Here is a 21,318-nt window from a genome sequence, read left to right on the forward strand (position 1 = left end):
CTTGTGTCTCAAACTTATCCCCATCCACTTTCCTTCGGCGACACTGCCGCATCTCGATGCAGATAACAGGAGAGACGGATGGCAGTGTTCTTTCAGGATAGCAACGCGAATGGCAGCTCCGATGCACTCGTTTGGCAGGGCGGCACCGGTACGTTCTGGACATGGGGTGAGTTTGCAGGGGCGACGCTCTCCCTTGAGGCAAGTCCGGATGGAGAAAACTGGTTCATCGTCGGATCGCCGGGCGTTTTCTCGGAGAAAACGGTGAGTGGCTTTGCGCTCGGCCCGTGCAGGCTGCGCGTGACGATCGAAGGCGCGGGCGAGGAAACGCGTATCTCCGCTGTGGTGTGACACCCGGCAAAGATACGCGATCTGCTCAGCGCCGGCCGGCGAAGGGATGCGTGCTGGAAAGGCCGCCATCGACGGCAATCGCCTGACCGTTGACATAGGAGGCATCGTCGCTGGCAAGGAAGAGGGCAGCTTGCGCGATTTCCGGCGGCAGGCCATATCGCTTCAGCGGGTTCAACTGGCCAATCCTGTCTTCCGAGCCTCTTGCTCTCGCGCCGTCGAATATGGGTTTCGTCATGCCTGTTTCGATGAGCCCCGGACAGATGGCATTCACGCGAACGCCGGTGCCGTAAAACTCGTTGGCGGTGGTTTGGACGAGGCTCACGACACCGGCTTTGCTGGCGCTGTAAGGCGTGCCGCCCGCATTGGCGCGCAGGCCGGCAACAGATGCCGTGCAGATGATCGAGCCGTGGCCCTGGCGGATCATGTGGGGACTGGCATATTTGATCGCGAGGAACGGGCCGATCAGGTTGATCGCCAGTATCTCTTGCCAGTAGCCGACAGTCTGTTCCTGCAGCGGAACGAGGCCGCCGCTGATGCCGGCATTGGCATAGAGGACGTCGAGGCCGCCATATTCGGCTATGCAATGTTCAACAAAGGCTTTGACGGCGGTTTCGTCGCTGACATCGGCGGCGACGGACGAAACCGTGCCGCCTTCCTTGCGGATCAGGGCGGCGGTCTCGTCCACGGCATCTTCCGCGCGGTCGACGGCGACGACCTGAGCGCCCTCATGCGCAAATAAACGGGCGCTGGCCCGGCCTATGCCGCTGCCAGCGCCCGTAACGATTGCGCGCTTTCCCGATAGTCTTCCCATTTCGTTGCTCCCTCAGGCGTTATTCTGATGGCGCAACTCTAAGGGCTAAGACGGGAAGGGAACAGGCGAAAGCGTCAGAAGCCTTTTCCTTCGGAGACCGCCCATTTGACTTCACCCTGGGCACCCTCGATGACGCCGGAGCTGCCAACGGCCGGTGCTTCCTCAATGGGGGCGGTGCAGTTTTCCGGCGCATCGCCGACCTTGGTGCAGATCGTATTGTCCGCGACGCGCCAGTTGCCCGCTATCTCCGCGCCGTCCGCGCCCTGAACAAGGACGTTCGAGGTGTCGGGATAGAAAATCTTGGTGACGGTGCCGTCAGCGGCCGTCAGCGTGACGGTGTTGCCGACAAGACCGGCGCCGACATCGGCCGAGGCCTGTCCGGCGAACGCAAATGCAGAAATGCCCAGAGCGGCGGCAAGAACGAGTTTCTTCATGGATCCCCTCCCAAATATATCCAATGCGGTGAAGGGCTTTCCCTTCACCGTTAACCAAACTCTACATGCCTTCGCCCGCCGCGCAAGGTGCTGCTAACGGCGAAAACCGGGAGGCTTGAGAAGAAAGATGACGAGCCAAATGGGAATGAGGACCATTGCCCCCAGCAGGAAGTGAGGCAAAGCCCATCCGATCCCATCGCGAACGAAAGCGAGGACGGCCTCAGGCGTGAACCCGACATCCTGGAGCACCTGCTCGGCTGTGATGTCGAACGCATTGAGCAGGGCGCCGACGGCCACCGCTCCGATGAAGAATTTTACCAGCGTCGACAAGACGTGTTGAATCATGAATGCGTCGCCCGTCCCCGACGAATCAGTAAAAGCCAGTGTAGACGGGAGCGGCGTAGGGCACAAAGGCCCGAAAAAGCCGTGAGGAGGACTGAAGATGCCGGCCAATGATGGAAAAGAGACCGGGGCGGGGCTTCCGGCGGGGAAAAGCCTGTTTTACGACGCCGCTCGCATCGCCGGTCTGGCGGAAAAGGTCGTGGTGCACCAGTTCAACCCGAATGCCGTGCGCCATACGCGCTCCCTTGGCGATATGGCGGGCCTCGAGGATGTCGGCGTCCATGTCGTCCGCGTGGAGCCGGGCCGCGACACGACGGAGCACCATTTCCATGGACAGGACGAGGAATTCCTCTTCATCCTCTCGGGCCGGGCACTGGCAACCATCGGCGATGATACGTTCGGGGTGGGGCCGGGAGATTTCATGGCCTTCCCGAAGAATTCGCCCGCGCATTCCATGCATGTGCCGGAAGACGCCAAGGAGGACCTTGTCTACCTGATGGGCGGAACACGGTCGCCTATCGACGTCTGCACCTATCCTCGTCTTGCGCGGCGCATGTATCGGGTCGACGGCGTGAAGGAATACGCCGACCTCGGCGATTTCAGGAAGGTCTGAGCGCTAGCGGCCGAAGAGCTGCTTCAATGCATCCTCGGCGCTTGGCTTGGTTTCTTCTTGTGATCCTCCGGTATCGGCGCCTTCGGCCGGAGCGCCGCCTCCGGGCTCGCCCATCAGGCCCTTAAGGAGCGACTTGCCGCCGTCTTCCTTGATCGACTTGATCGTGTTGCCGATATTCTCGCGGTTCTCAATCATGGACTTGAGGTCGGGCGTAAAACGCGGTTTTGCCCATGGACCGGAAATGATGATCGGCACTTCGATGCCCGCGACATCCGTCTTGCCGCCTTGCCCTTCGAGAGAAGCGGCGATCTTAGGCTCGACACGGTAGTTGAGAGTCTTCTCAAGAATATTCGCGGTGCCCGCGCCCGATATGCGAATAAGCGGCGAGAGCAGCTTCAGATCATTGTTGCTCAACACGCCGTTGCTGATGGTGAAGGTGCCGCCCAGTTCGGAAAAATCTGTATCCTGAGTCCCGCCGGCCTGCCAGCCGCTCGTCGCCGCGCTCAGCACGGTGCGGGTAAGCTGTGCGAGATTGACGCCCTTGATCTTGCCATTGGTGAACTTCACCGCGCCGTTGCCGCCAAGCGCCGCGACCATATCCCGCTGGCTGCGGCCGGAAGTGGCGAGAGAGAAATTGACGGCGGTGGTGCCCTGCAGCCGGGAGAAATCCGCCGCGTCGGTCAGCAGCGGTTCGGCGGCGACGCCGGACAACCGGAAGTCAGCCTTCAGCTGCGGTGTATTCCCCGCTCCGTTCAATGTGAGTACGCCGGAGCCGCGCCCCTCATAGAGATCGAGCTGGGTGAGATTGGCCGTGAGGACGCCATTGGCGAGCTTGAGGTTGAGCACGCTTTCGCCAATCGTGATTTTTTGAAAAAGGATCTGCTGGGTCGAGAATGCAAAATCCGCATCGATTGCCTTGAGGCCCGACATGTCGATTGGCTCAGTGCTCCAGTCTGCCCCGCCGGCACTTCCGCCTGCATCGCCACCGCCGCCACCACCGCCGCCGGACTTCCCTTCGGCAAGATAGGTGTTCACATCGATCTTATCGACGGCAAGATTGCCTTTGACATAGGGGCGCGCGCCGCCTGTGCGGAAGATGAGATTGCCCGTGGCGTTCATCCCGTCAAAGCCGACACGTGCATCGGAGAACCGGTACTCGTTGCCGCCGCCGCTTGCCTTGCCTTCGACCGAAAGTGCGCCAAAGCCGTCGCCGGCGGGCAGCGGGCTGCCGCTCCAGGCGGCGAGCTCGCGCACCGAAGGCACATTGAGGTCGACCTCACCAGCGAACGCCAGGCCATCAAGCGGCTTCACTGTGCCGGAGTAGGAGGCATCGACCTTGGGGGCCGAGATTGTAAGCGCGACGGGCGTTTCGCCGCCTTCGGTCAGCGCGCGCGGGCGATCCGCACGCAGATCGATGCCGATTTCGTCGCCATTCCACACAAGGGAGCCATTGGCGATGAACGGATCGTCGAGGCCCGGAAGCGCCAGGTCCATGTTCACACGCTCCGCCGCATAGCTCGCGCCGGTCTGGGCATTGCGATAGGTCGCGGTTCCGTTCCTGACGGAGACGTCGCCGAGGCGCACGCCGCCAAGAGAAGACCCGCCTCCGTCTTCTGTGGCAGCGGAGCTCTCGGGCGCGGCCGCCTGCGCTGCCTCGAATTGCCAGTTCGGCGTTCCGTCCCGTCGCACCTCAAGATGGATGACCGGATCGACCAGCGAGAAACTGTCGATCTCTATATTGCCACTGAAAAGCGGCATCAGCTTCAGCGCCGCCCGCATTTCCTTCATTGAGGCCATTTCGGGCTCGCGCGCCCATGAGGCATTCGAGAAGCCGACATTCTCGAGCGAGACAGCGATATTGGGGAAGAAGGAAAGTCCGATGTCGCCGTCTATGCGGAGATCCCGGCCTGTCTGCTGTTTAACCGTTGCAATGACCTGATTTTTGTAGGTCTCCATCGGAATGAGCATCGGCACGGCGACGATGACAGCGACAAGAACAAGAATGAGACCGACAATTATCGCAATCAGGCGGGACATGAATGTCTCTCCAGGAATGTGAGCCTGTAGCTTGGTGCGCCACATATTTTCGGGCGATTCTGGATAAGAAATATGGCCCGAAAATGATGCCGGCTGAGCATAGCAGAGCGAGGTTCGGAGGAAATGCCGGAGCTTGCTATTCCCTTTGATGGAAAAACTGTGTAAAAACGCCTTCGTTCAGTGTACGGGCAGCAAGACTGTCCGGTTTTTCAAACTTCAGCGAGAAAGGGGAAGCGAATGCAAGTCGTATCAATGCCTTCATGTTCGTGTTCTCCGGGTTTCCGCTGAGCTGAGCGCTTAGCCCGGATCATTCTGCCGGGCGTTTTCCTGCCGAAAATCTGCCGCTGTCCTGTCCTCGCGCCAGGCTTCGAAGCACCACGGCAATCCCGGTTTTCTTTGACAGGGACAGTGCCCGCGCGCCTGTCCAGTTCCATAAGGTACCGCAAAGGCGCATCGCCGGCGGTCATGTCGCTATGAACATTTCGATCTCACCCCGCCGCATCGCGGCATTTCTTTGGGACCATTGGCGCCGCCATCCGGTCCGCGGCTCCTTGCTGATCGGCCTCATGCTCGTGTCGGTTGCCTTCGACGTGGCCTTCCCCATCGTGTCCGGCCGGTTGGTCGATGCCGTTGCACAAGCGGAAACGCCACCTGCGCCATCCGATATCGACCTGGTGTTGTTGGCGCTTTGGCTCTTTGTCGGACAGGCGCTGGGCTTCCAGACGTCGCGCCGGGCGGCCATGCTTGTCTGGGCGGGGTTTGCCTCCCGCGTCATGCGCGAGATCGTGACGGAGGCGTTCCATCGCGTGCAGCGTTACCCGACGGATTGGCATTCAAACAGCTTTGCCGGTGCGACCGTCCGCAAGATCACACGCGGCATGTGGGCTTACGACACATTGGCCGACACGATCTATATCGGCTTCGTGCCTACGGGATGCGTGCTCGTCGGCATCACGATCAGCATCGCAATTTACTGGCCCTTGATCGGTCTCTATGTGCTCGTGGGGATCGTGCTCTATCTTGCCGTTACCTACGGGTTGGTGAAGAGGTTCGTCTCTCCACGCAACAAGCTGAACGTGGCGGCGGACAGCGCCATGGGCGGCGCCATAGCGGATGCCGTAACTTGCAACCCGGTGGTGAAATCCTTCGGCGCGGAATCGCGGGAAGACGCGCGGCTTTTTCTGTTGACCGATGACTGGTCAAAGAAGGCCCGCCGCGCCTGGCGTTCGATGGACCTCACCATGCTCGCTCAAGTGCTGGTTCTGCTGCTGCTGCAGATAGGCTTGCTCGGTCTGGTCATTCTCTTGTGGATGCGGGGGGAGGCGACGCCCGGCGATGTCGCCTATGCGATGACAAGCTATCTGCTGATCAGCAGCTATCTGCGCGATATCGGCTTCCACCTTCAGAACCTGCAGCGCGGTGCCAACGAGCTTGAAGATGTTGTTCGCTTCGCAGATATGCCGCCCGAGGAAACCGCTGAAGAAGGCGCTCGACCCTTGAAAGTCAACGGCGGCTCGTTGCGGCTGGAGCGGGTCGGCTTTCGCTACCCGAACGGCGCCGAACCGATTTACCGGAACCTCTCACTGGACATTCCAGCCGGAGCCCGCATCGCGCTCGTCGGACAATCGGGCAGCGGAAAGTCGACCTTCGTCAAGCTGCTGCAAAGGCTTTATAGCATCGATAGCGGCCGCATCCTGATCGACGGGCAGGACATTGCGGGCGTGTCGCTGGAAAGCCTGCGCCGCGCAATCGCCCTTGTCCCGCAGGAACCTGTCCTCTTCCACCGGTCGATCGCGGAGAACATCGCCTATGCCAAGCCCGGCGCCACCCGCGAGGAGGTAGAACAGGCTGCAAGACTTGCTCATGCGGATGATTTCATCGGGGAGCTTTCCGAAGGTTACGACACGCTTGTCGGAGAACGCGGCGTGAAACTCTCCGGCGGTGAGCGTCAGAGGATCGCCATTGCCAGGGCTTTTCTGGCAGACACGCCCATCCTTGTTCTCGATGAAGCGACATCGAGCCTCGACTCCGTCACGGAGGCCCATATTCAGGACGCGATGGAGCGGCTGATGGAAGGCCGGACGACACTGGTGATTGCGCATCGTTTGTCGACGATCCGCCGGATGGACCGGATTCTGGTTTTCCGGAAAGGTGAAGTCGTGGAACAGGGCACACATGCCGATCTGATGGCGCGCAAGGATGGTGTTTTCAGACATCTGCAGGCAGTTCAGCTCGCAGGTGCCCGCAATGTGCTTGGGGAAACAGCCTGATTGGGTACTTGATCGCCAATAGGGCTGTTCCTAAAGTGCGCCGCCACAAGAAGGGAAGGCCCCATGTCCGTCCAAGCAGAACCATCGAACGCGCCGCTTTGGACACCCTCCGAGGAAGCGATAGCCTCGTCCAACATGGTGGCGTTCATGAAGTTCGTGAATGCGCGGTACGGACTGGATCTCGACAACTACGCCGCTCTCCATGAATGGTCTGTGGCAGCGCCTGCAGACTTCTGGGATGCGCTCTGGGATCACGCCGGCGTGGCGGGTGACAAGGGACATACGGTTCTTGCGAACGAAACCGCTATGCCGGGCGCACAATTCTTTCCCGGCGCGGCGCTGAACTTTGCGGAAAACCTGCTGCGCTTCGACGACGCGGAGCCAGCGCTTCTGTTCAACAATGAAGGCAGGATGGCGAAGCCTCTCGACAGGGGCGAATTGCGGCGCGAGGTCGCCCGGTTTGCCGTCGTCTTGAAGCGATGGGGTGTCGGGCCGGGCGATCGAGTGGCGGCCTTCATGCCGAATTGCCCGGAGACGATCGTCGCCATGCTGGCAGCGGCGAGCATTGGCGCCGTCTTCTCCTCATGTTCGCCGGACTTCGGCGTGCGCGGGGTTCTCGACCGGTTCGGCCAGATAGGACCGAAGGTCCTCGTCGCTTGCGATGGATACCGCTATGCCGGAAAGACACTGCCCGCGCATGACAAGCTCGGCGAAATCATAGAGGGACTGCCGACGCTGGAGCATGTCGCCATTGTCCCATTTATCGGCGAGGGACCAAAAAATCTGAAGGCGGAGGATTGGCAGTCACTTCTCGCGGAGGTAACGGATGAGCCACTGACCTTCGCGCGCCTTCCATTCGCGCATCCGCTCTACATCATGTATTCGAGCGGCACGACGGGCGTTCCCAAATGCATCGTTCACTCGGCGGGCGGCACGCTGCTGCAACACCTGAAGGAGCATCTTCTCCACTGCGACATAAAACGCGGCGAAGTGCTTTTCTATTTCACCACCTGCGGCTGGATGATGTGGAACTGGCTGGTGTCGGGGCTGGCCGCCGGTGCGACGCTGGCGCTTTACGACGGCTCGCCTTTCGCGCCGGATGAGCGCGTATTGTTCGACTATATCGACCAGGCGAAGATCAACGTCTTCGGCACATCGGCGAAGTTCATCGATGCGGTAAAAAAGTCGGGGCTGAAGCCGCGCGAGACCCACGATCTTTCGTCAGTGCGCATGATCTTGTCGACAGGCTCACCGCTGGTACCGGAGAGTTTCGACTTCGTCTATGACGATATAAAAGACGATGCGGCGCTTTGTTCGATTTCTGGCGGAACCGACATCGTCTCTTGTTTTGTGCTCGGCAGTCCCTTGCTTCCGGTTTACCGCGGCGAGATTCAAGCGCGGGGACTGGGCATGGCCGTCGAGGTCTGGGATGAAAACGGCGCGCCGCTGCCGCCGGGCGGGAAGGAGGCGAGCAAGGGCGAGCTGGTATGCACAAAGCCCTTCCCGTCCATGCCCATCGGATTCTGGAATGACGATGACGGCCGTAAATATCGGGCTGCCTACTTCGATCGCTTCCCCGGCGTCTGGTGCCATGGCGACTTCGCCGAAATCACCGCGCATGATGGAGTGGTGATCCATGGCCGCTCCGACGCAACGCTCAACCCGGGCGGCGTCCGCATCGGCACGGCGGAAATATACGCGCAGGTCGAGCAGATGCCGGAAGTGCAGGAGGCGCTGGCCATCGGTCAGGACTGGCAGGGCGATGTGCGTGTGGTGCTTTTCGTCGTGATGAAGCCGGGCATTTCTCTCGACGCCGGTCTCGAAAAAAGCATCCGGACGAAAATCCGCGAGGGAGCCTCACCGCGCCACGTTCCCGCGAAAATCATTGCTGTTGCCGATATACCCCGAACGAAGTCCGGCAAGATCACTGAACTTGCGGTGAGGGACATCGTGCATGGCCGCGATGTCAAGAATCGGGAAGCGCTGGCGAACCCGGAAGCGCTGGCGCTCTACAAGGACCTGCCGGACCTGCGGAGCTAGCTCGCTTCCCGCTCGGCGATCAGGAGGCGGCCGCCGAGGCCCGCCATGGGAACGTGGCGTCCTTCGATCCACGCGCGAACCATCGCGTTTACGGCTTCCGGCGCTTCCTGCTGAACCCAGTGCGAAACCTGCGGCAGGTATCGGATCGTGATGTCGCGCACCAATTCTTCCGTGCCGTAGGTCAGCTCCTTGCCGAGTGCTGCGTCTTCCTCGCCCCAAATCATGAGCGTCGGCGTTTCAAGCATCGGCGGATCGGTCCACTCCTTGGGCAGTGTTCCCCGGAAATTCGCCCGGTAATAGTTGATCATTGCCGTCATGGCACCGGGGATCTGCGCGTTTTTCCTGTAATGATCGAGAACGGAATCGGGGAAGCGGCTCTTGTCGATCGCCATTCCCCGAAAGGCTTCGGCAATGGCGTGTGCATTCCGCGCCAGCATGAGCCGTTCAGGCAGCCAGGGAATCTGAAAAAAGAAGACGTACCATGACCGTTTGAACTGCGCCCATGTGCGCAATCCCTTTGTGAAAAGCGTTGGATGCGGCAGGTTCATGACGATGAAGCGCTCGAGCGGACGCGTCTTGGCAAGCGCGAATGTCCAGGCGATGACCCCACCCCAGTCATGAGCGACAAGCGTGGCCGGCCCCGTGATCCCCCTTGCCCTGGCGGCATCGATGAGGCCCGCCACATCGTCCAGCAAATGCGGCATCTCGTATGCGGCGCGCCCCTTCGGACGCGAGCTTCCGCCATAGCCGCGAAGATTGGGAGCCCAGACCGTATAGCCGAGCTGCGCCAGCACGGGCATCAGGTAGCGCCATGAAAACTTGCTCTCGGGGAAGCCGTGAAGGAGCAATGCGAATTTCTCGCCGTTGCCGCACATATCGACTTCGAAAGCGAGGCCGTTGGCTTCGATATAGGCGGTGCTGATCGTATCGGCGGTCATCCGTTTCCTCGAGGTTCGTATTTTGACGAACTATAGTCGATTCCGGCCCGAAACACGTCCGCATTCAGCTCGAAGGCGGCCCTGACAGATCGCAAAGATTTGCGTATTGTTGCAGCACAATCGGCGGCAGCGAGGCGTCTCGGGGGAGACGTTACGGGGCCGCGCCAGCCGGGGGCTCTCCATGACTACACCGTTTGCGCCACGTCAATGGTCGTCGCGCTTTGCTTTTCTGATGGCGGCCATCGGCAGCGCCGTCGGTCTCGGCAATATCTGGCGGTTCCCTTACCTGGCGGGAGAGAACGGCGGCGGGGCCTTCATCGTGATTTACGCGATCACGACCATGGGCATCGCTCTGCCGATTCTGGTGTCGGAGATCATGCTTGGCCGCATGGGGCGGCAGAGCCCGATCAATACGATGCGCAAGCTGATCGCCGAGAACCGTGCCGCGCGCTTCTGGACCCTGATTGGGTGGGGCGGCACCGTCGGCGCTTTCATCGTCCTCTCCTATTACAGTGTCATTGGCGGCTGGGCGCTGAAATATGTCGAGCTCGCGCTGACTGGTGCTTTCGCCGGTGAGACGAATGCAGCCGCCGCTGAGCAATTCTCGGCTTTTGTGACAGATCCCTACAGTGTCGCGCTGTGGCAGACGCTCTTCCTTGCCGCCACCATATTCATCGTCGCTGCCGGCGTAACATCCGGTATCGAGCGCGCGGTGGTGTTGTTGATGCCGCTGCTCTTCTTTCTTCTCGTCGGCATGGCGATCTACGCCACGACCACGCCGGGCTTCGGCGAGGCGATGATCTTCATGTTCGCATTCGAATTCCACGAGGTGACGCCGGACACCATCCTCGCGGCAATCGGGCAGGGCTTCTTCTCCGTCAGCGTCGCATTGGGCGCGATGATGACTTACGGCGCCTATCTCGATAAGGACGTTTCCATCGGCCGCTCGGCGATTGTCATTGCGGTGGCGGATACGCTGGTTGCGCTGCTGGCGGGGATCGCCATTTTCCCGCTTGTCTTCAGCTATGGGCTTGAACCGTCGAGCGGCCCGGGACTGACCTTCATTACCTTGCCCATCGCCTTCGGCACCATCGGCGGTGGCGTTCTGATCGGCGCCGCTTTCTTTCTGCTGCTTTCGGTCGCCGCGATCACTTCCGCGATCTCGCTGCTGGAACCGGTCGTTGCATGGGTGGAGGAGGGCATTCACATACCGCGCAAATGGCTGGCGCTGATAGTCGGCGGGGCGGCGTGGGTTGCCGGGATCGGAACGGTTCTCTCCTTCAACTTGTGGGCGGATTTTCATCCGCTCGCCGGGCTCGGTCTCATGGCCGACAAGACGGTGTTCGATGTGCTGGATTTCACGACCTCCAATATCGTCATGCCGACGGTGGGCCTGTTGATGTCCCTTTTTGCAGGCTGGGTCCTTTCGAGCTCGGCCGCGGAGGAAGCCTTGGGGGCGAGAGGGAAGCTCTGGTTCCGGCTCTGGCGCTTCGCCCTGCGTTACGTTGCCCCCCTTGGGGTCATGTCGATTTTCGTGGCTAACGTGCTGATGTAGTGCTTTTTCCAGCCCTGGGGCGATTTTGGCTGTGGGTGCCCGGCCCGGGCTTGTCATCCGGGCGGCGGCGAATTAAGTTCCCGGCCATCGCGCGAGACATGGCCCTGAGGGCTGCTCGCGTGATCCCGTGCAGCCGTAGCTCAGTTGGTTAGAGCGCTAGATTGTGGATCTAGAGGTCCCCCGTTCGAGCCGGGGCGGCTGTACCATTTACGCCAGGCCCGGCGCTGTCCTGGGCGATGAACGATCCGCCGATGAGCGGCGACTTCGCGCTTGCGCCGCCCCGCGGGGTGGTGCTTTGTTCTCGCCAACTAAGCTTCTCGCAATCAGGAACAGCGCCGCCGGAAGAGCGTCCGGGGCCGGAGGAATGGATTAATGACCCTGACAATCTATGGGCCGAGCCTTTCACCTTTCGTTCGCAAGGTGCGCGTGTTCCTCGCTGAAAAGGGGCAGGATTACACGCTGGAGCAGGTGAATATTTTTCCGGCGCCGGACTGGTTCGTCGAAATCTCGCCGCTGAAGCGCGTGCCCGTATTGAGGGACGACAGCATCGGGCCCGATGCGACGCTGCCCGATTCCTCCGCCATCTGCGGTTATCTGGAAAAGAAGTTTGCCGCGCCCGCGCTCTATCCCGCCGACGCCTTCGCCTGCGGCAAGGCGCTCTGGTATGAGGAATATGCAGACTCCGACCTCGCCGGGAATATCGGCATGGGCGTCTTTCGTCCGATGATCGTGAGCCGCATGATGGGCAAGGAGCCTGACACGGCCGCTGCCGAAAAGACGATGAGCGAAAAGCTTCCGCGCAATTTCGCTTTTTTCGAAAAGGAAATCGGAACAAGGGAATTCCTCTGCGGCGACACCTTCGGCATTGCGGATATTTCCGTTGCGACGCAATTCGCGAACCTCGCCCATACAGGGCTCAAGCCGGATGCCAAGGCCTACCCGAACCTCACCCGATACCTCGCGGGCATTCATGGCCGCCCGAGCTTTGCGGCCTGCATCGCCGAAGAAGCGGACCTGCTCAGGAAGTTCGGCCTCTGATTGCCAGGCGTCACCGGGCGATTCCCCGGTGACGCCGCGTCCGCAATGCTTTCTCTTCAAATTGAAGCGTAAACCGGCTATCTCTTGGGCAAAGAAACATCCGACAAACACCGGAATTCCCAAGGGAGAGACAAATGGCCGAGAACGCCGGCAAATGGCCTGCCATGACAATCGAGGAGGCGCATGCCTTTCTGACGTCGCCGGGCACGCCTTTCGAAATGGAAACGGTCGAGATCCGCGGCGTGCCAATCCGCACCTACAAGAACACGCCACGCTCGCTCCGAGCCATCTTCGATCTTGGCCGCGCCTTCGGCGACCGTGAGTTCATTGTCTATGAAGACGAGCGGCTCACTTTCGAAAATCATTACCGTGCGGCGACGGCTTTCGGGCGTGTTCTTCAGGACAAGTATGGCGTGAAGAAAGGCGACCGCGTCGCCCTCATCATGCGCAACTTCCCTGAATGGTCGATCGCCTTCTGGGGTATCGCCGCCATCGGCGGTGTCGTCGTGCCGCTCAACGCCTGGGGCACGGGTCCCGAACTCGAATACGGCATTTCGGATTCCGGCTCGAAGGTCGTCATCGTCGATCACGAACGCCTCGATCGTCTTCGCCCGCATCTGAAGGCGCTGGGCCTCAACGGTCTTGTCGCCGTCCGTACGCCGGACGCGGAACTCGGTGTGGCCGAGGCTTTCGAAACGCTGGTCGGCAAGGCGTCCGACTATGCCAAGCTGCCGGCCGATCCGCTGCCCGACCCCGGTCTCGATCCTGAAGACGATGCAACGATCTTCTATACATCGGGTACAACGGGTAAGCCGAAAGGCGCGCTCGGCACGCAGCGTAATATCTGCACCAACCTCACAAATGCATTGCTCGGCGGCGCGCGCGCTTTCATGCGCCGCGGTGAAATGCCACCCGCGCCGGACCCGAACGCACCGCAACGCGTGACGCTTCTCTCCGTACCGCTGTTCCACGCCACTGGCTGCCACTCGATCCTAGTCGGCACCTATGCCAGCGGCGGCAAGCTCGTCATCATTCACAAATGGAATCCGGAACAGGCTCTCGAACTTATCGAGCGCGAGCGGGTTACTTCGTTTGGCGGTGTTCCGGCGATGGTCTGGCAGGTGCTGGAATCGCCCGACTTCGCGACGCGCGATACATCGAGCGTCGAATCGATCGGATACGGTGGTGCACCTTCCGCTCCGGATCTGGTGGCCCGCATCAAGAAGCAGTTTCCGAAGTGTCATCCCTCCAACGGCTATGGCCTGACCGAAACGTCCGCCATCACCACGCAGAACCTCGCCGAGGACTATGTGGCGAAGCCCGATAGTGCCGGCGTGGCGGTTCCCGTCGTCGATCTGAAAGTTGTCGATGAAAAGGGCAACGAATTGCCGCGCGGCCAGGTCGGCGAACTCTGGATCAGGGGCCCGAACGTCGTGAAGGGCTACTGGAACAAGCCGGAAGCGACTGCGGCCGCGATCACCGAAGGCGGCTGGTTTCATTCGGGCGATCTCGTACGCATGGACGAGGAAGGCTTCGTGTACATTCTCGACCGCGCCAAGGACATGCTGATCCGTGGCGGCGAGAACATCTACTGTGTCGAAGTGGAAGATGCACTCTACGCGCATCCGGCGGTCATGGACGCCGCCGTCGTCGCCATTCCTCACAAGGTGCTTGGCGAGGAAGTCGGCGCCATAGTGCAGGTTGCGCCTGGCAAGCAGGTGACCGAGGAGGAATTGCGCGCGCATGTCGGCAAGCTGCTCGCCGCCTTCAAGGTGCCGATCAAGATCGAAATTCGCCATGAACCGCTGCCGCGCAATCCGAACGGCAAGATTTTGAAGACGGTACTGCGCGAAGACATGAAGAAGTACGAAGGCTATCGCGCAGCCTGAGAGCCTGAATCGTGAATGAAAGGGCGGTCCGCAAGGGCCGCCCTTTTTGTTTTGAGGCATTCCTTTCATGTGAAGCCTTGCCGGACGCTGCGTTAGGCGGCGCGCTCATTCTCCCTCCTTTCGCGGCGGCAGCGAGTGATGTTGAATGGCGTCAAAAGGGCAGCCTGCCCCGACAAAATTGGAGGAGCGAAAATGAAAGTATCCCTGGAAGGCCGCGTGGCGCTGGTGACGGGCGGCGGCCGCGGCATCGGCCGTTCGATCGCGATTGCGCTTGCGGAAGCGGGCGCGGATGTCGCGGTCAACTATCGCCGCGACGAAGAAGCCGTGAATGAAACGGTCGCCGAAATCACCAAACTCGGCCGCAAGGCGAAAGCCTATTCGGCATCGGTCGAAAATTTCGAGGAAGACCAGAAGATGGTCGCCGACGTGCTGAAGGATTTCGGCTCCATCGGCATTCTCGTGAACAATGCAGGCATTGCGTCGCGCGGGCAGACGGTAGCGGACACCGATCCGCTGGAGCTTGAACGCGTGCTGAAGGTGCATGCGATGGCGCCGCATTTCATGTCGAAGCTCGTCATCCCGCATATGAGAAAGGAAGAGCGCGGCGACATCATCATCATCTCGTCGGTCGCGACGCTGAGCCATTCGGCAAATGGCGGCCCCTACAATATGGGAAAGGCGGCTGCGGAGGCACTGGCACTGACGCTCGCCAAGGAAGAGAGAAAGTTCGGCATACGGACGAACATCGTGGCGCCCGGTCTCACCGCCACCGATATGGGCTCGCGCCTTGCCGCCGCGCGCGCCGGAAAGAAGGGCATGGACATTCACGAACTCGACGCCAACATGCCGTTCGGTCATGTCTGCGGCCCCGATGAAGTGGCGGCGGCGGTGGTCTATCTCGTCTCGGATGCGAACCCTTATGCGAACGGACAGAAGATCAATATCGACGGCGGCGGCCCCATGTAAGAGACGGCCGGAGAGCGCATTCGCGCTCAGCGAAACGTACGAAACAGGGCGACTGTCATCGAACTGTCATCAAACCGTCATGTAAGGGAATGGCAGGTGAAGGGCGGGAACTTATCCCCGCCCTTTTTCATGCGCGGATGAAATCCGTCACTCCGCCGGCGACAGCACGCCCGCCGGTTCCTCTTTCTTCTTCCGGCGGAAGAGGGAGGGCATGACGTTGATGAGCGAGAGGAGGACGGCCGAGGCGTAGGGCACCGACTGCACGAGCAGCACGCCGACCCAGAGGCGCGACTGGCTGTCCGCGAAGTCGGGGCTCAGCAGGAAGCCGGCGGTGAGGCCCCAGAGCAGGACGAGCATCACCGTTTCCTCGCGCACCTGGATGAAGGCGGCGGCGAGCGGTGGCTTGTCCTCGCATTTCGGCGTGCGGATGAAGGGCTTGCTCGTCGTTATCATGCCGTTGAGCATCGCCTTGGCGACCGTATGGGTGAGGCCGAGCGCGGCGACACCGGCGCCGAGGCTTTCGATGAAACTGCAATCGCGCACACGCACCGCATAGAGCCAGAGCGAGCGCACGAACTTGAAGACGAAGCTGCCGATGGTCGGAATAAGGAAGGCGGCGACGGGCAGCGATACCATGTGCGGCTGGTAGAGCGCCCAGGCGGAGAGAACGATGCTCGCCGTGGTGAAGAGAAGCGCGAGCCCGTCCGCGAACCAGGGCAGCCAGCCGGCGAGGAAATAATAACGCTGCGCGCCGGTGAGGCCCTTCTTGCTGCTCGCCCAGGGCGCGAGCGCATCCCAGTGATGCTTGACGATCTGCACCGCGCCATAGGCCCAGCGGAAACGCTGCGTGATGTAGCCGGACAGCGTGTCCGGCGTGAGGCCGCGGCCGAAGGAATGGTTCACGTAAACGCTGTCATAGCCGGCGCGATAGAGCTTGATGCCAAGTTCGGCATCCTCGCAGATGCACCACTCCGCCCAGCCGCCGACGCGCTTCAGCGCGCTCTTGCGCACCTGCGTCATGGTGCCGTGCTGGATGATGGCGTTGAAATTGTTGCGCTGGACCATGCCGATATGGAAGAAGCCGGCATATTCCCAATAGGCCATGTTCTTGAACGCGCTTTCGTGACGGTCGCGATAATCCTGCGGACCTTGCACGAAACCGACATCCTGCTTGTCGAAATAGGGAACGAGAACTTTCAGCCAGCTCGGCTCGACCTGATAGTCGCTGTCGATGACGGCGATGATCTCGGCCTCCTCGGCGGTTTTTTCCAGACCGAAATTGAGCGCGCCCGCCTTGAAGCCCGGCCAGTTTTCGAGATGGAAGAAACGGAAGCGCGGCCCGAGCTGCGCGCAATAATCGCGCACCGGCTGCCAGACTTCGGGATCGACGGTGTTGTTGTCCAGCACGAGCACTTCGTAATTGTCGTAATCGAGGTTTGCGAGCGCCTGAAGCGTTTCGCGCACCATCTCCGGCGGCTCGTTATGGATCGGCACATGGATCGACACCATCGCCGTGGGGCTAACGGCATTTTCATCGAAGGGCTTGAAGTGACGCGAACCGTGCCGCGTCCAGATCACTTCGACGAACTCTATCGCTTCGGCAAGAAGGACGATGAGGAGAAGCCCTTGCGCGAAGAAGAGGAAGCTCCAGACCGTGATGCCGACCCAGGTGAAATAGAGGCCGGTGACGGAAAGCCCGGCCCATGCGATGGCGGAGCCTGCAATCTGCGTCAGCACCGCGAAGAAGACGACGCCGACGGGACGGACATGGCGCTGGCGCAGCATGAAGAGCATGGCGGGCACGAGCGCGAGGCCGGCGGCGAGCGACGCCCAGAAGCGCCATTCCGGCGCCTCGGAAATGCTGCCGGCCATCGGGAATTTCGGCTGGCGGTCGGCATTGTAGATGCCCCAGAAGGCGCCGGCGGCGCCTTCCTCGGCGGCCTTCCATGGCTGGTCGAAGGCTTCCATCACGTAATAGGTGATGTCTTCGGCCTTTGCGCGGTTCAGGAACTCGCGCATGAAGGTCGCCTGATTGACGAGCGAGGGAACGGCTTCGGTCTTCAGTTCCCATTCGGGCAGGCCCGGATAAGGCCGGCGCGGAATGATCTTGCCGCGGCTCGGCCAGCCCACTTCCGTGACGACGATGGGTTTGCCCGGATAGGCCTCGCGCAACTCGTCGAGACGCTCGAAGACGGAATTCACCGCCTCGTTGATCGGTATGCCTTCCCAATAGGGCAGGAGCTGCACGGCGATGTAGTCGACCGCATCCACAAGATCGGGATTGTTGAGCCAGATATGCGGCGGCTCGGCGGTGGAAAGCGGCTTCCAGATTTTCTCCTTGGCGCGCTTGATATATTCGATCAGATCCTCGACCGGCAGATCGTTGCGCAGCAGCGCCTCGTTGCCGACCAGCACGCGCACGACATTGCGGCGCGGCGCGAGCGAGATGAGGACTTCGAGCTCGCGCTCATTGCGCTCAAGGTCTGGCCCGATCCACGCGCCGACGGCGACGGAGAGGCCGTATTTGGCAGCAAGCTCGGGAATGTTTTCCTGGCCGCGAATGACGCTGTAGGTACGGATCGCCTGCACGGTGCCGGAAAGCTGCACCATGTCCTCTTCCATCTGCGCGACGGAGGGATGCCGGTTCTGCGTCGGGTCCTGCCCCTGGCGATAGGGGCTGTAGGAGAGGCCGACGATTTCGCCCGTCCAGGCCTCGGCATGATGCGGCTGATTGAAGGCGGCCCAGACCGCGAGATTGGCGGCGATGACGAGCGGCAAAACGATGAAGAAGAAGGCGGCCTGGCGCACAAAGACCGAATGACGCCACGAACGCGGATTGTCCTTGGGGGCATCCGGCGAGGGCTCGGCCGGCAGGGAGGCAGGGTCGGGTCTATCCATCATCGGATCCGCTAGACGCAAAAAACGCTGGGAAAACGGCTCTAAACAGCGCCCGCATGGCGGCCCAGCCCCCGCCAGCCCCATTCGCGCGCGGGCAAGGGACCGGGCACCTTTTGGTCCCGTACCTTGACCAAATTAGGGCAGATTTCCGCCGCGGCCAGTGGCCAGGGCGATTTATAGCCTTAGTCGGCGGCGGCTGGAATACGCACCCCTTGGGGCCGGGCCTGCGCGCCGCGCACCAGGCGGCCATTGAGCTTGCCCGTCGGCTCGCCATTGCGGAAGGCGACGGCGCCCGAGACGATGCTGGCCGTGTAGCCATCCGTCTGCTGGATGAGGCGCTTTCCGCCCGCCGGCAGGTCGTTGACGATGCGCGGCGAATAGAGCGTGAGATTGTCGAAGTCGATCACGTTCACATCCGCCTTCATGCCGGCCGCGAGGACGCCGCGATCGTTCATGCCGACAAGCGCCGCGTTGCGCTGGGTGAGGCCATGCACCAGCCATTCGAGGGGGAGCTTCCGCCCCCGCGTGCGGTCGCGGCCCCAATGGGTGATGAGCGTGGTCGGGAAGCTCGCATCGCAGATGATGCCGCAATGGGCGCCGCCATCGGAAAGGCCGAAGGCGGTGTTCGGATGGGTGAGCATCGTCTCGACATCGGCGAGGCTGCCGCAGTGATAATTCATCAGCGGGTAATAGAGGAGCGCCTTGCCGTCGCGCTCCAGCATCCAGTCGAGCAGCACTTCGCGCGGATGCTTGCCGGTGCGCTCGGCAAGCGCCTTCGCGCTTTCATCGGGCGAGGGCTCGTAATTCGGGTTCTCTCCGAGCGCGAACATCTTGTGATAGAAGGTGCAGAGCATCTCGATGATTTCGCCCTGCGGATATTGCGGCTCCTCGGCGAGAAGCTTCGCGCGGAATTCAGGGTCGCGCAGCGCCTTCACCTGTTGCTCCAGCGGCGCGCCCCAGATCGAGCGGAAGGTCTGGTGCATCACGAAGGGATTGAGCGAGGAGGTGAGGCCGAGCAGCACGCCGGTGGCGCGCGGCGGCACCTGGCCGCGAATGGGAAGCCCGTCCTGATTGGCGGCGGCGATATTGTCGAGCACGCGCTTCCAGACGGTGGGCCAGCGGTCATCCTGTTCGATGGTGATGGACATGGGCCGGCCGGAAAGCTCCACCATGCCGCGCAGCATCGCGAATTCGGCATCCGTGTCCTTGAAATCGGCGATGAGCTGCAGCACGCCCTTCTGCGCCTTGCCCATGGCGCGCGCGATGCCGTGGAGTTCCATCGCTTCGGCCTTCAGCGTCGGCGTCGCGCCGCCTTTCACGTCCTTGTGTTTTACCGTGCGCGAGGTGGAGAAGCCGAGCGCGCCGGCTTCGAGCGCCTCGACGACGAGGCGGCCCATCTCGGCCGTCTCCGCTTCCGTGGCGGGCTCAAGCGCGGGCGCGCGCTCGCCCATCACATAGGCGCGGACGGCGGCATGCGGAATTTGCAGGCCGACATCGAGCGCGAGCGGCGAGGCTTCGACCGCATCCATATATTGCGCGAAGCTCTCCCAGTTCCACTTGATGCCCTCGGCAAGCGCCGAACCCGGAATATCCTCAACGCCTTCCATCAGCCCGAGCAGCCATTCGCGTTGTTCGGGCTTGCAGGGCGCGAAACCGACGCCGCAATTGCCCATGACGGCGGTGGTGACGCCGTGAAAGGTGGAGGGCTGGAGATAGGGGTCCCATGTGACCTGGCCGTCATAATGCGTATGCACATCGACGAAGCCGGGCGTCACGATCTGACCCTTCGCGTCGATCTCCTCCGCGCCGGAACCGGAAACCTTGCCGATCTCGACGATGCGGCCGCCGGAAATGGCGACGTCGGCCTCGACGGGCGCGGCGCCCGTGCCGTCATAGGCGGCGCCGCCGCGGATCACGATGTCATGCTGGCTCATAAGGTTTCCCTCCCGGAAATGGCTCTAATGGCTTTGGGGGAGGATAGCGGAAAAGGGGGGCGATGCTAAGGGCGCCGCGATAGATGTGAAATGCCGCTACCGGGCTTGGGAGGAGCCGCGCCCCTTTCCCCATGGAACTTCCCGTCCTCTCATGCATTTCCTCTCTTGGCCCTTATTGGCCAAGGGGAGAGGAGCCATGGCAGCCTGATGATCGTCTGGCTCAAAATCATTCACATTTCGACGGTGGCGGTCTGGATGGCGGGGCTGGTGAGCCTGCCCGGCCTTTATGTGCAGCGCGCGCATGTGGTGGACAAGGATGCGCTTTACCGGCTGCAGCGGATGGTGCGCTTCGTCTATGTGGCGATGATCTCGCCCGCCGCCTTTCTGGCGGTCGGGAGCGGCATCGGGCTGATTTTCGCGCGCGAGGTGTTCACGCCGTGGATGGCGGCGAAGCTGGCGCTGGTCGGCGCGCTTGTCGTGGCGCACACATTGGCGGGGCTCGTCATCATCCGGCTCTTCGGCGAGGGCGAGGTCTATCCCGTCTGGCGCTTTCTGGTCGCGACGGGCCTTGTCATGGCGCTGATGGCGGGCGTGCTTTTTCTCGTGCTGGCGAAGCCCGATTTCGACTTCGCCGCGCTGCTGCCGGAAAGCATGTCGGAGCCGGGTGCGCTGAAGCGCATCCTCGAACCCCTCAATCCCTGGGCGACACCATGAGGCCGATGCCGTGATGGAAGATCAGCTTTCCGCCATGCCAGCCGGCAAGCCCGGTGAGCCCTGCCGCGAGGAGCGACAGGAGAAGCCCATGCGGCAGCACGGCGTCGGGCGCGGCGAGGCGGAGGCCCCAATTGAGACCGGCGACCGAGATGAGCATCATCGCGGCAACGCCATGCGCCCAGCTTGCGACGCGGCCGCGAATGCCGGGCACAAGGAGAAGCTCCGCCGTGCCGACAAGGCCCGCGCCGATGCCGGAGGCGAAGGCGAAGCCCGCCGCCCAGAGGCCCGCACGGAGCCAGAAGGGATCGGCGCTCCACCAGTAGAAGACATCCGCGCCGAGCGTCGCGATGACGAGGGCTATGGGGAAGTGGACGCTCATCGCATGAAGCGGATGGCCCGCCACCGCGATGGCGGAGCTGACATCCATTTCCTCGATCTTCGCCTCGACCGGGTTTTCCGGGTTGTCGGTTTCGCTCATGACACTTCTCCCA

17 protein-coding genes and 1 tRNA gene are annotated in these 21,318 nt (G+C 61.7%); 10 read left to right on the top strand and 8 right to left on the bottom strand.

Going from position 1 to position 21,318, the window contains the following annotated elements; all coding sequences use genetic code 11:
* The first annotated feature begins 78 nt into the window (after nucleotides 1-78).
* Nucleotides 79-348: a hypothetical protein gene (locus PLAV_RS02785; RefSeq protein WP_011995461.1), complete on the top strand. Its 270-nt coding sequence runs from the start codon at nucleotides 79-81 to the stop codon at nucleotides 346-348.
* 25 nt (nucleotides 349-373) lie between these two features.
* Here the strand turns inward: PLAV_RS02785 and PLAV_RS02790 are convergent, their stop codons facing one another.
* The 3 genes from PLAV_RS02790 to PLAV_RS02800 all read right to left on the bottom strand — a co-directional run bounded on the left by PLAV_RS02790 (nucleotide 374) and on the right by PLAV_RS02800 (nucleotide 1,938).
* A complete protein-coding gene (locus PLAV_RS02790) occupies nucleotides 374-1,159 on the bottom strand; it encodes an SDR family NAD(P)-dependent oxidoreductase (protein ID WP_011995462.1) in 786 nt (261 codons plus the stop codon).
* Between the two features lie 74 nt (nucleotides 1,160-1,233).
* A complete protein-coding gene (locus tag PLAV_RS02795; RefSeq protein WP_011995463.1) occupies nucleotides 1,234-1,593 on the bottom strand; it encodes a hypothetical protein in 360 nt (119 codons plus the stop codon).
* A 93-nt stretch (nucleotides 1,594-1,686) separates the two neighbouring features.
* A complete protein-coding gene (locus tag PLAV_RS02800) occupies nucleotides 1,687-1,938 on the bottom strand; it encodes a DUF6460 domain-containing protein (protein WP_011995464.1) in 252 nt (83 codons plus the stop codon).
* 97 nt (nucleotides 1,939-2,035) lie between these two features.
* Between PLAV_RS02800 and PLAV_RS02805 the strand changes: the two genes are divergently transcribed.
* Complete coding sequence (locus PLAV_RS02805) at nucleotides 2,036-2,548, top strand: cupin domain-containing protein (RefSeq protein WP_011995465.1); 513 nt, start codon at nucleotides 2,036-2,038, stop codon at nucleotides 2,546-2,548.
* 3 nt (nucleotides 2,549-2,551) lie between these two features.
* On the opposite strand, the gene PLAV_RS02810 is transcribed toward PLAV_RS02805, so the two are convergent.
* On the bottom strand, nucleotides 2,552-4,585 hold the full coding sequence (locus PLAV_RS02810) for an AsmA family protein (protein ID WP_011995466.1): 2,034 nt from the start codon (nucleotides 4,583-4,585) through the stop codon (nucleotides 2,552-2,554).
* Nucleotides 4,586-5,058: 473 nt separating this feature from the next.
* Here PLAV_RS02810 and PLAV_RS19950 point away from each other — a divergent pair, with 473 nt between their 5' ends.
* Both PLAV_RS19950 and PLAV_RS02820 read left to right on the top strand, forming a co-directional pair.
* Nucleotides 5,059-6,855 carry an ABC transporter ATP-binding protein gene (locus PLAV_RS19950; protein WP_011995467.1) on the top strand — a complete coding sequence of 599 codons (1,797 nt, stop codon included), beginning with the start codon at nucleotides 5,059-5,061 and terminating at the stop codon, nucleotides 6,853-6,855.
* Nucleotides 6,856-6,918: 63 nt separating this feature from the next.
* Nucleotides 6,919-8,895, top strand: a complete 1,977-nt coding sequence (locus PLAV_RS02820) for an acetoacetate--CoA ligase (protein ID WP_011995468.1) — start codon at nucleotides 6,919-6,921, stop codon at nucleotides 8,893-8,895.
* On the opposite strand, the gene PLAV_RS02825 is transcribed toward PLAV_RS02820, so the two are convergent.
* Complete coding sequence (locus PLAV_RS02825) at nucleotides 8,892-9,833, bottom strand: alpha/beta fold hydrolase (RefSeq protein WP_011995469.1); 942 nt, start codon at nucleotides 9,831-9,833, stop codon at nucleotides 8,892-8,894. The two genes, PLAV_RS02820 and PLAV_RS02825, sit on opposite strands and share 4 nt — an antisense overlap.
* A 181-nt stretch (nucleotides 9,834-10,014) precedes the next feature.
* Here PLAV_RS02825 and PLAV_RS02830 point away from each other — a divergent pair, with 181 nt between their 5' ends.
* From PLAV_RS02830 to PLAV_RS02850, 5 genes are all read left to right on the top strand, one after another.
* A complete protein-coding gene (locus tag PLAV_RS02830; protein ID WP_011995470.1) occupies nucleotides 10,015-11,388 on the top strand; it encodes a sodium-dependent transporter in 1,374 nt (457 codons plus the stop codon).
* Nucleotides 11,389-11,517: 129 nt separating this feature from the next.
* Nucleotides 11,518-11,594: transfer RNA gene (locus PLAV_RS02835), tRNA-His, on the top strand.
* A gap of 166 nt (nucleotides 11,595-11,760) precedes the next feature.
* Complete coding sequence (locus PLAV_RS02840; RefSeq protein WP_011995471.1) at nucleotides 11,761-12,426, top strand: glutathione S-transferase family protein; 666 nt, start codon at nucleotides 11,761-11,763, stop codon at nucleotides 12,424-12,426.
* Between the two features lie 134 nt (nucleotides 12,427-12,560).
* On the top strand, nucleotides 12,561-14,315 hold the full coding sequence (locus PLAV_RS02845; protein ID WP_011995472.1) for a class I adenylate-forming enzyme family protein: 1,755 nt from the start codon (nucleotides 12,561-12,563) through the stop codon (nucleotides 14,313-14,315).
* Nucleotides 14,316-14,507: 192 nt separating this feature from the next.
* Entirely contained in the window at nucleotides 14,508-15,281 is a 774-nt protein-coding gene (locus PLAV_RS02850) for an SDR family NAD(P)-dependent oxidoreductase (protein ID WP_011995473.1), read from the top strand.
* A 147-nt stretch (nucleotides 15,282-15,428) separates the two neighbouring features.
* On the opposite strand, the gene PLAV_RS02855 is transcribed toward PLAV_RS02850, so the two are convergent.
* Complete coding sequence (locus PLAV_RS02855) at nucleotides 15,429-18,182, bottom strand: glycosyltransferase (RefSeq protein ID WP_011995474.1); 2,754 nt, start codon at nucleotides 18,180-18,182, stop codon at nucleotides 15,429-15,431.
* A 179-nt stretch (nucleotides 18,183-18,361) separates the two neighbouring features.
* Complete coding sequence (locus tag PLAV_RS02860) at nucleotides 18,362-20,113, bottom strand: N-acyl-D-amino-acid deacylase family protein (protein WP_011995475.1); 1,752 nt, start codon at nucleotides 20,111-20,113, stop codon at nucleotides 18,362-18,364.
* 207 nt (nucleotides 20,114-20,320) lie between these two features.
* Here PLAV_RS02860 and PLAV_RS02865 point away from each other — a divergent pair, with 207 nt between their 5' ends.
* Nucleotides 20,321-20,827 (top strand): CopD family protein, encoded by a 507-nt coding sequence (locus tag PLAV_RS02865; protein ID WP_011995476.1) that lies wholly within the window; start codon nucleotides 20,321-20,323, stop codon nucleotides 20,825-20,827.
* On the opposite strand, the gene PLAV_RS02870 is transcribed toward PLAV_RS02865, so the two are convergent.
* Nucleotides 20,805-21,305, bottom strand: a complete 501-nt coding sequence (locus tag PLAV_RS02870) for a DUF2231 domain-containing protein (RefSeq protein WP_041535819.1) — start codon at nucleotides 21,303-21,305, stop codon at nucleotides 20,805-20,807. The two genes, PLAV_RS02865 and PLAV_RS02870, sit on opposite strands and share 23 nt — an antisense overlap.
* Between the last annotated feature and the right edge of the window lie 13 nt (nucleotides 21,306-21,318).

The sequence above is a fragment of the Parvibaculum lavamentivorans DS-1 genome (assembly GCF_000017565.1).
Taxonomy (GTDB): domain Bacteria; phylum Pseudomonadota; class Alphaproteobacteria; order Parvibaculales; family Parvibaculaceae; genus Parvibaculum; species Parvibaculum lavamentivorans.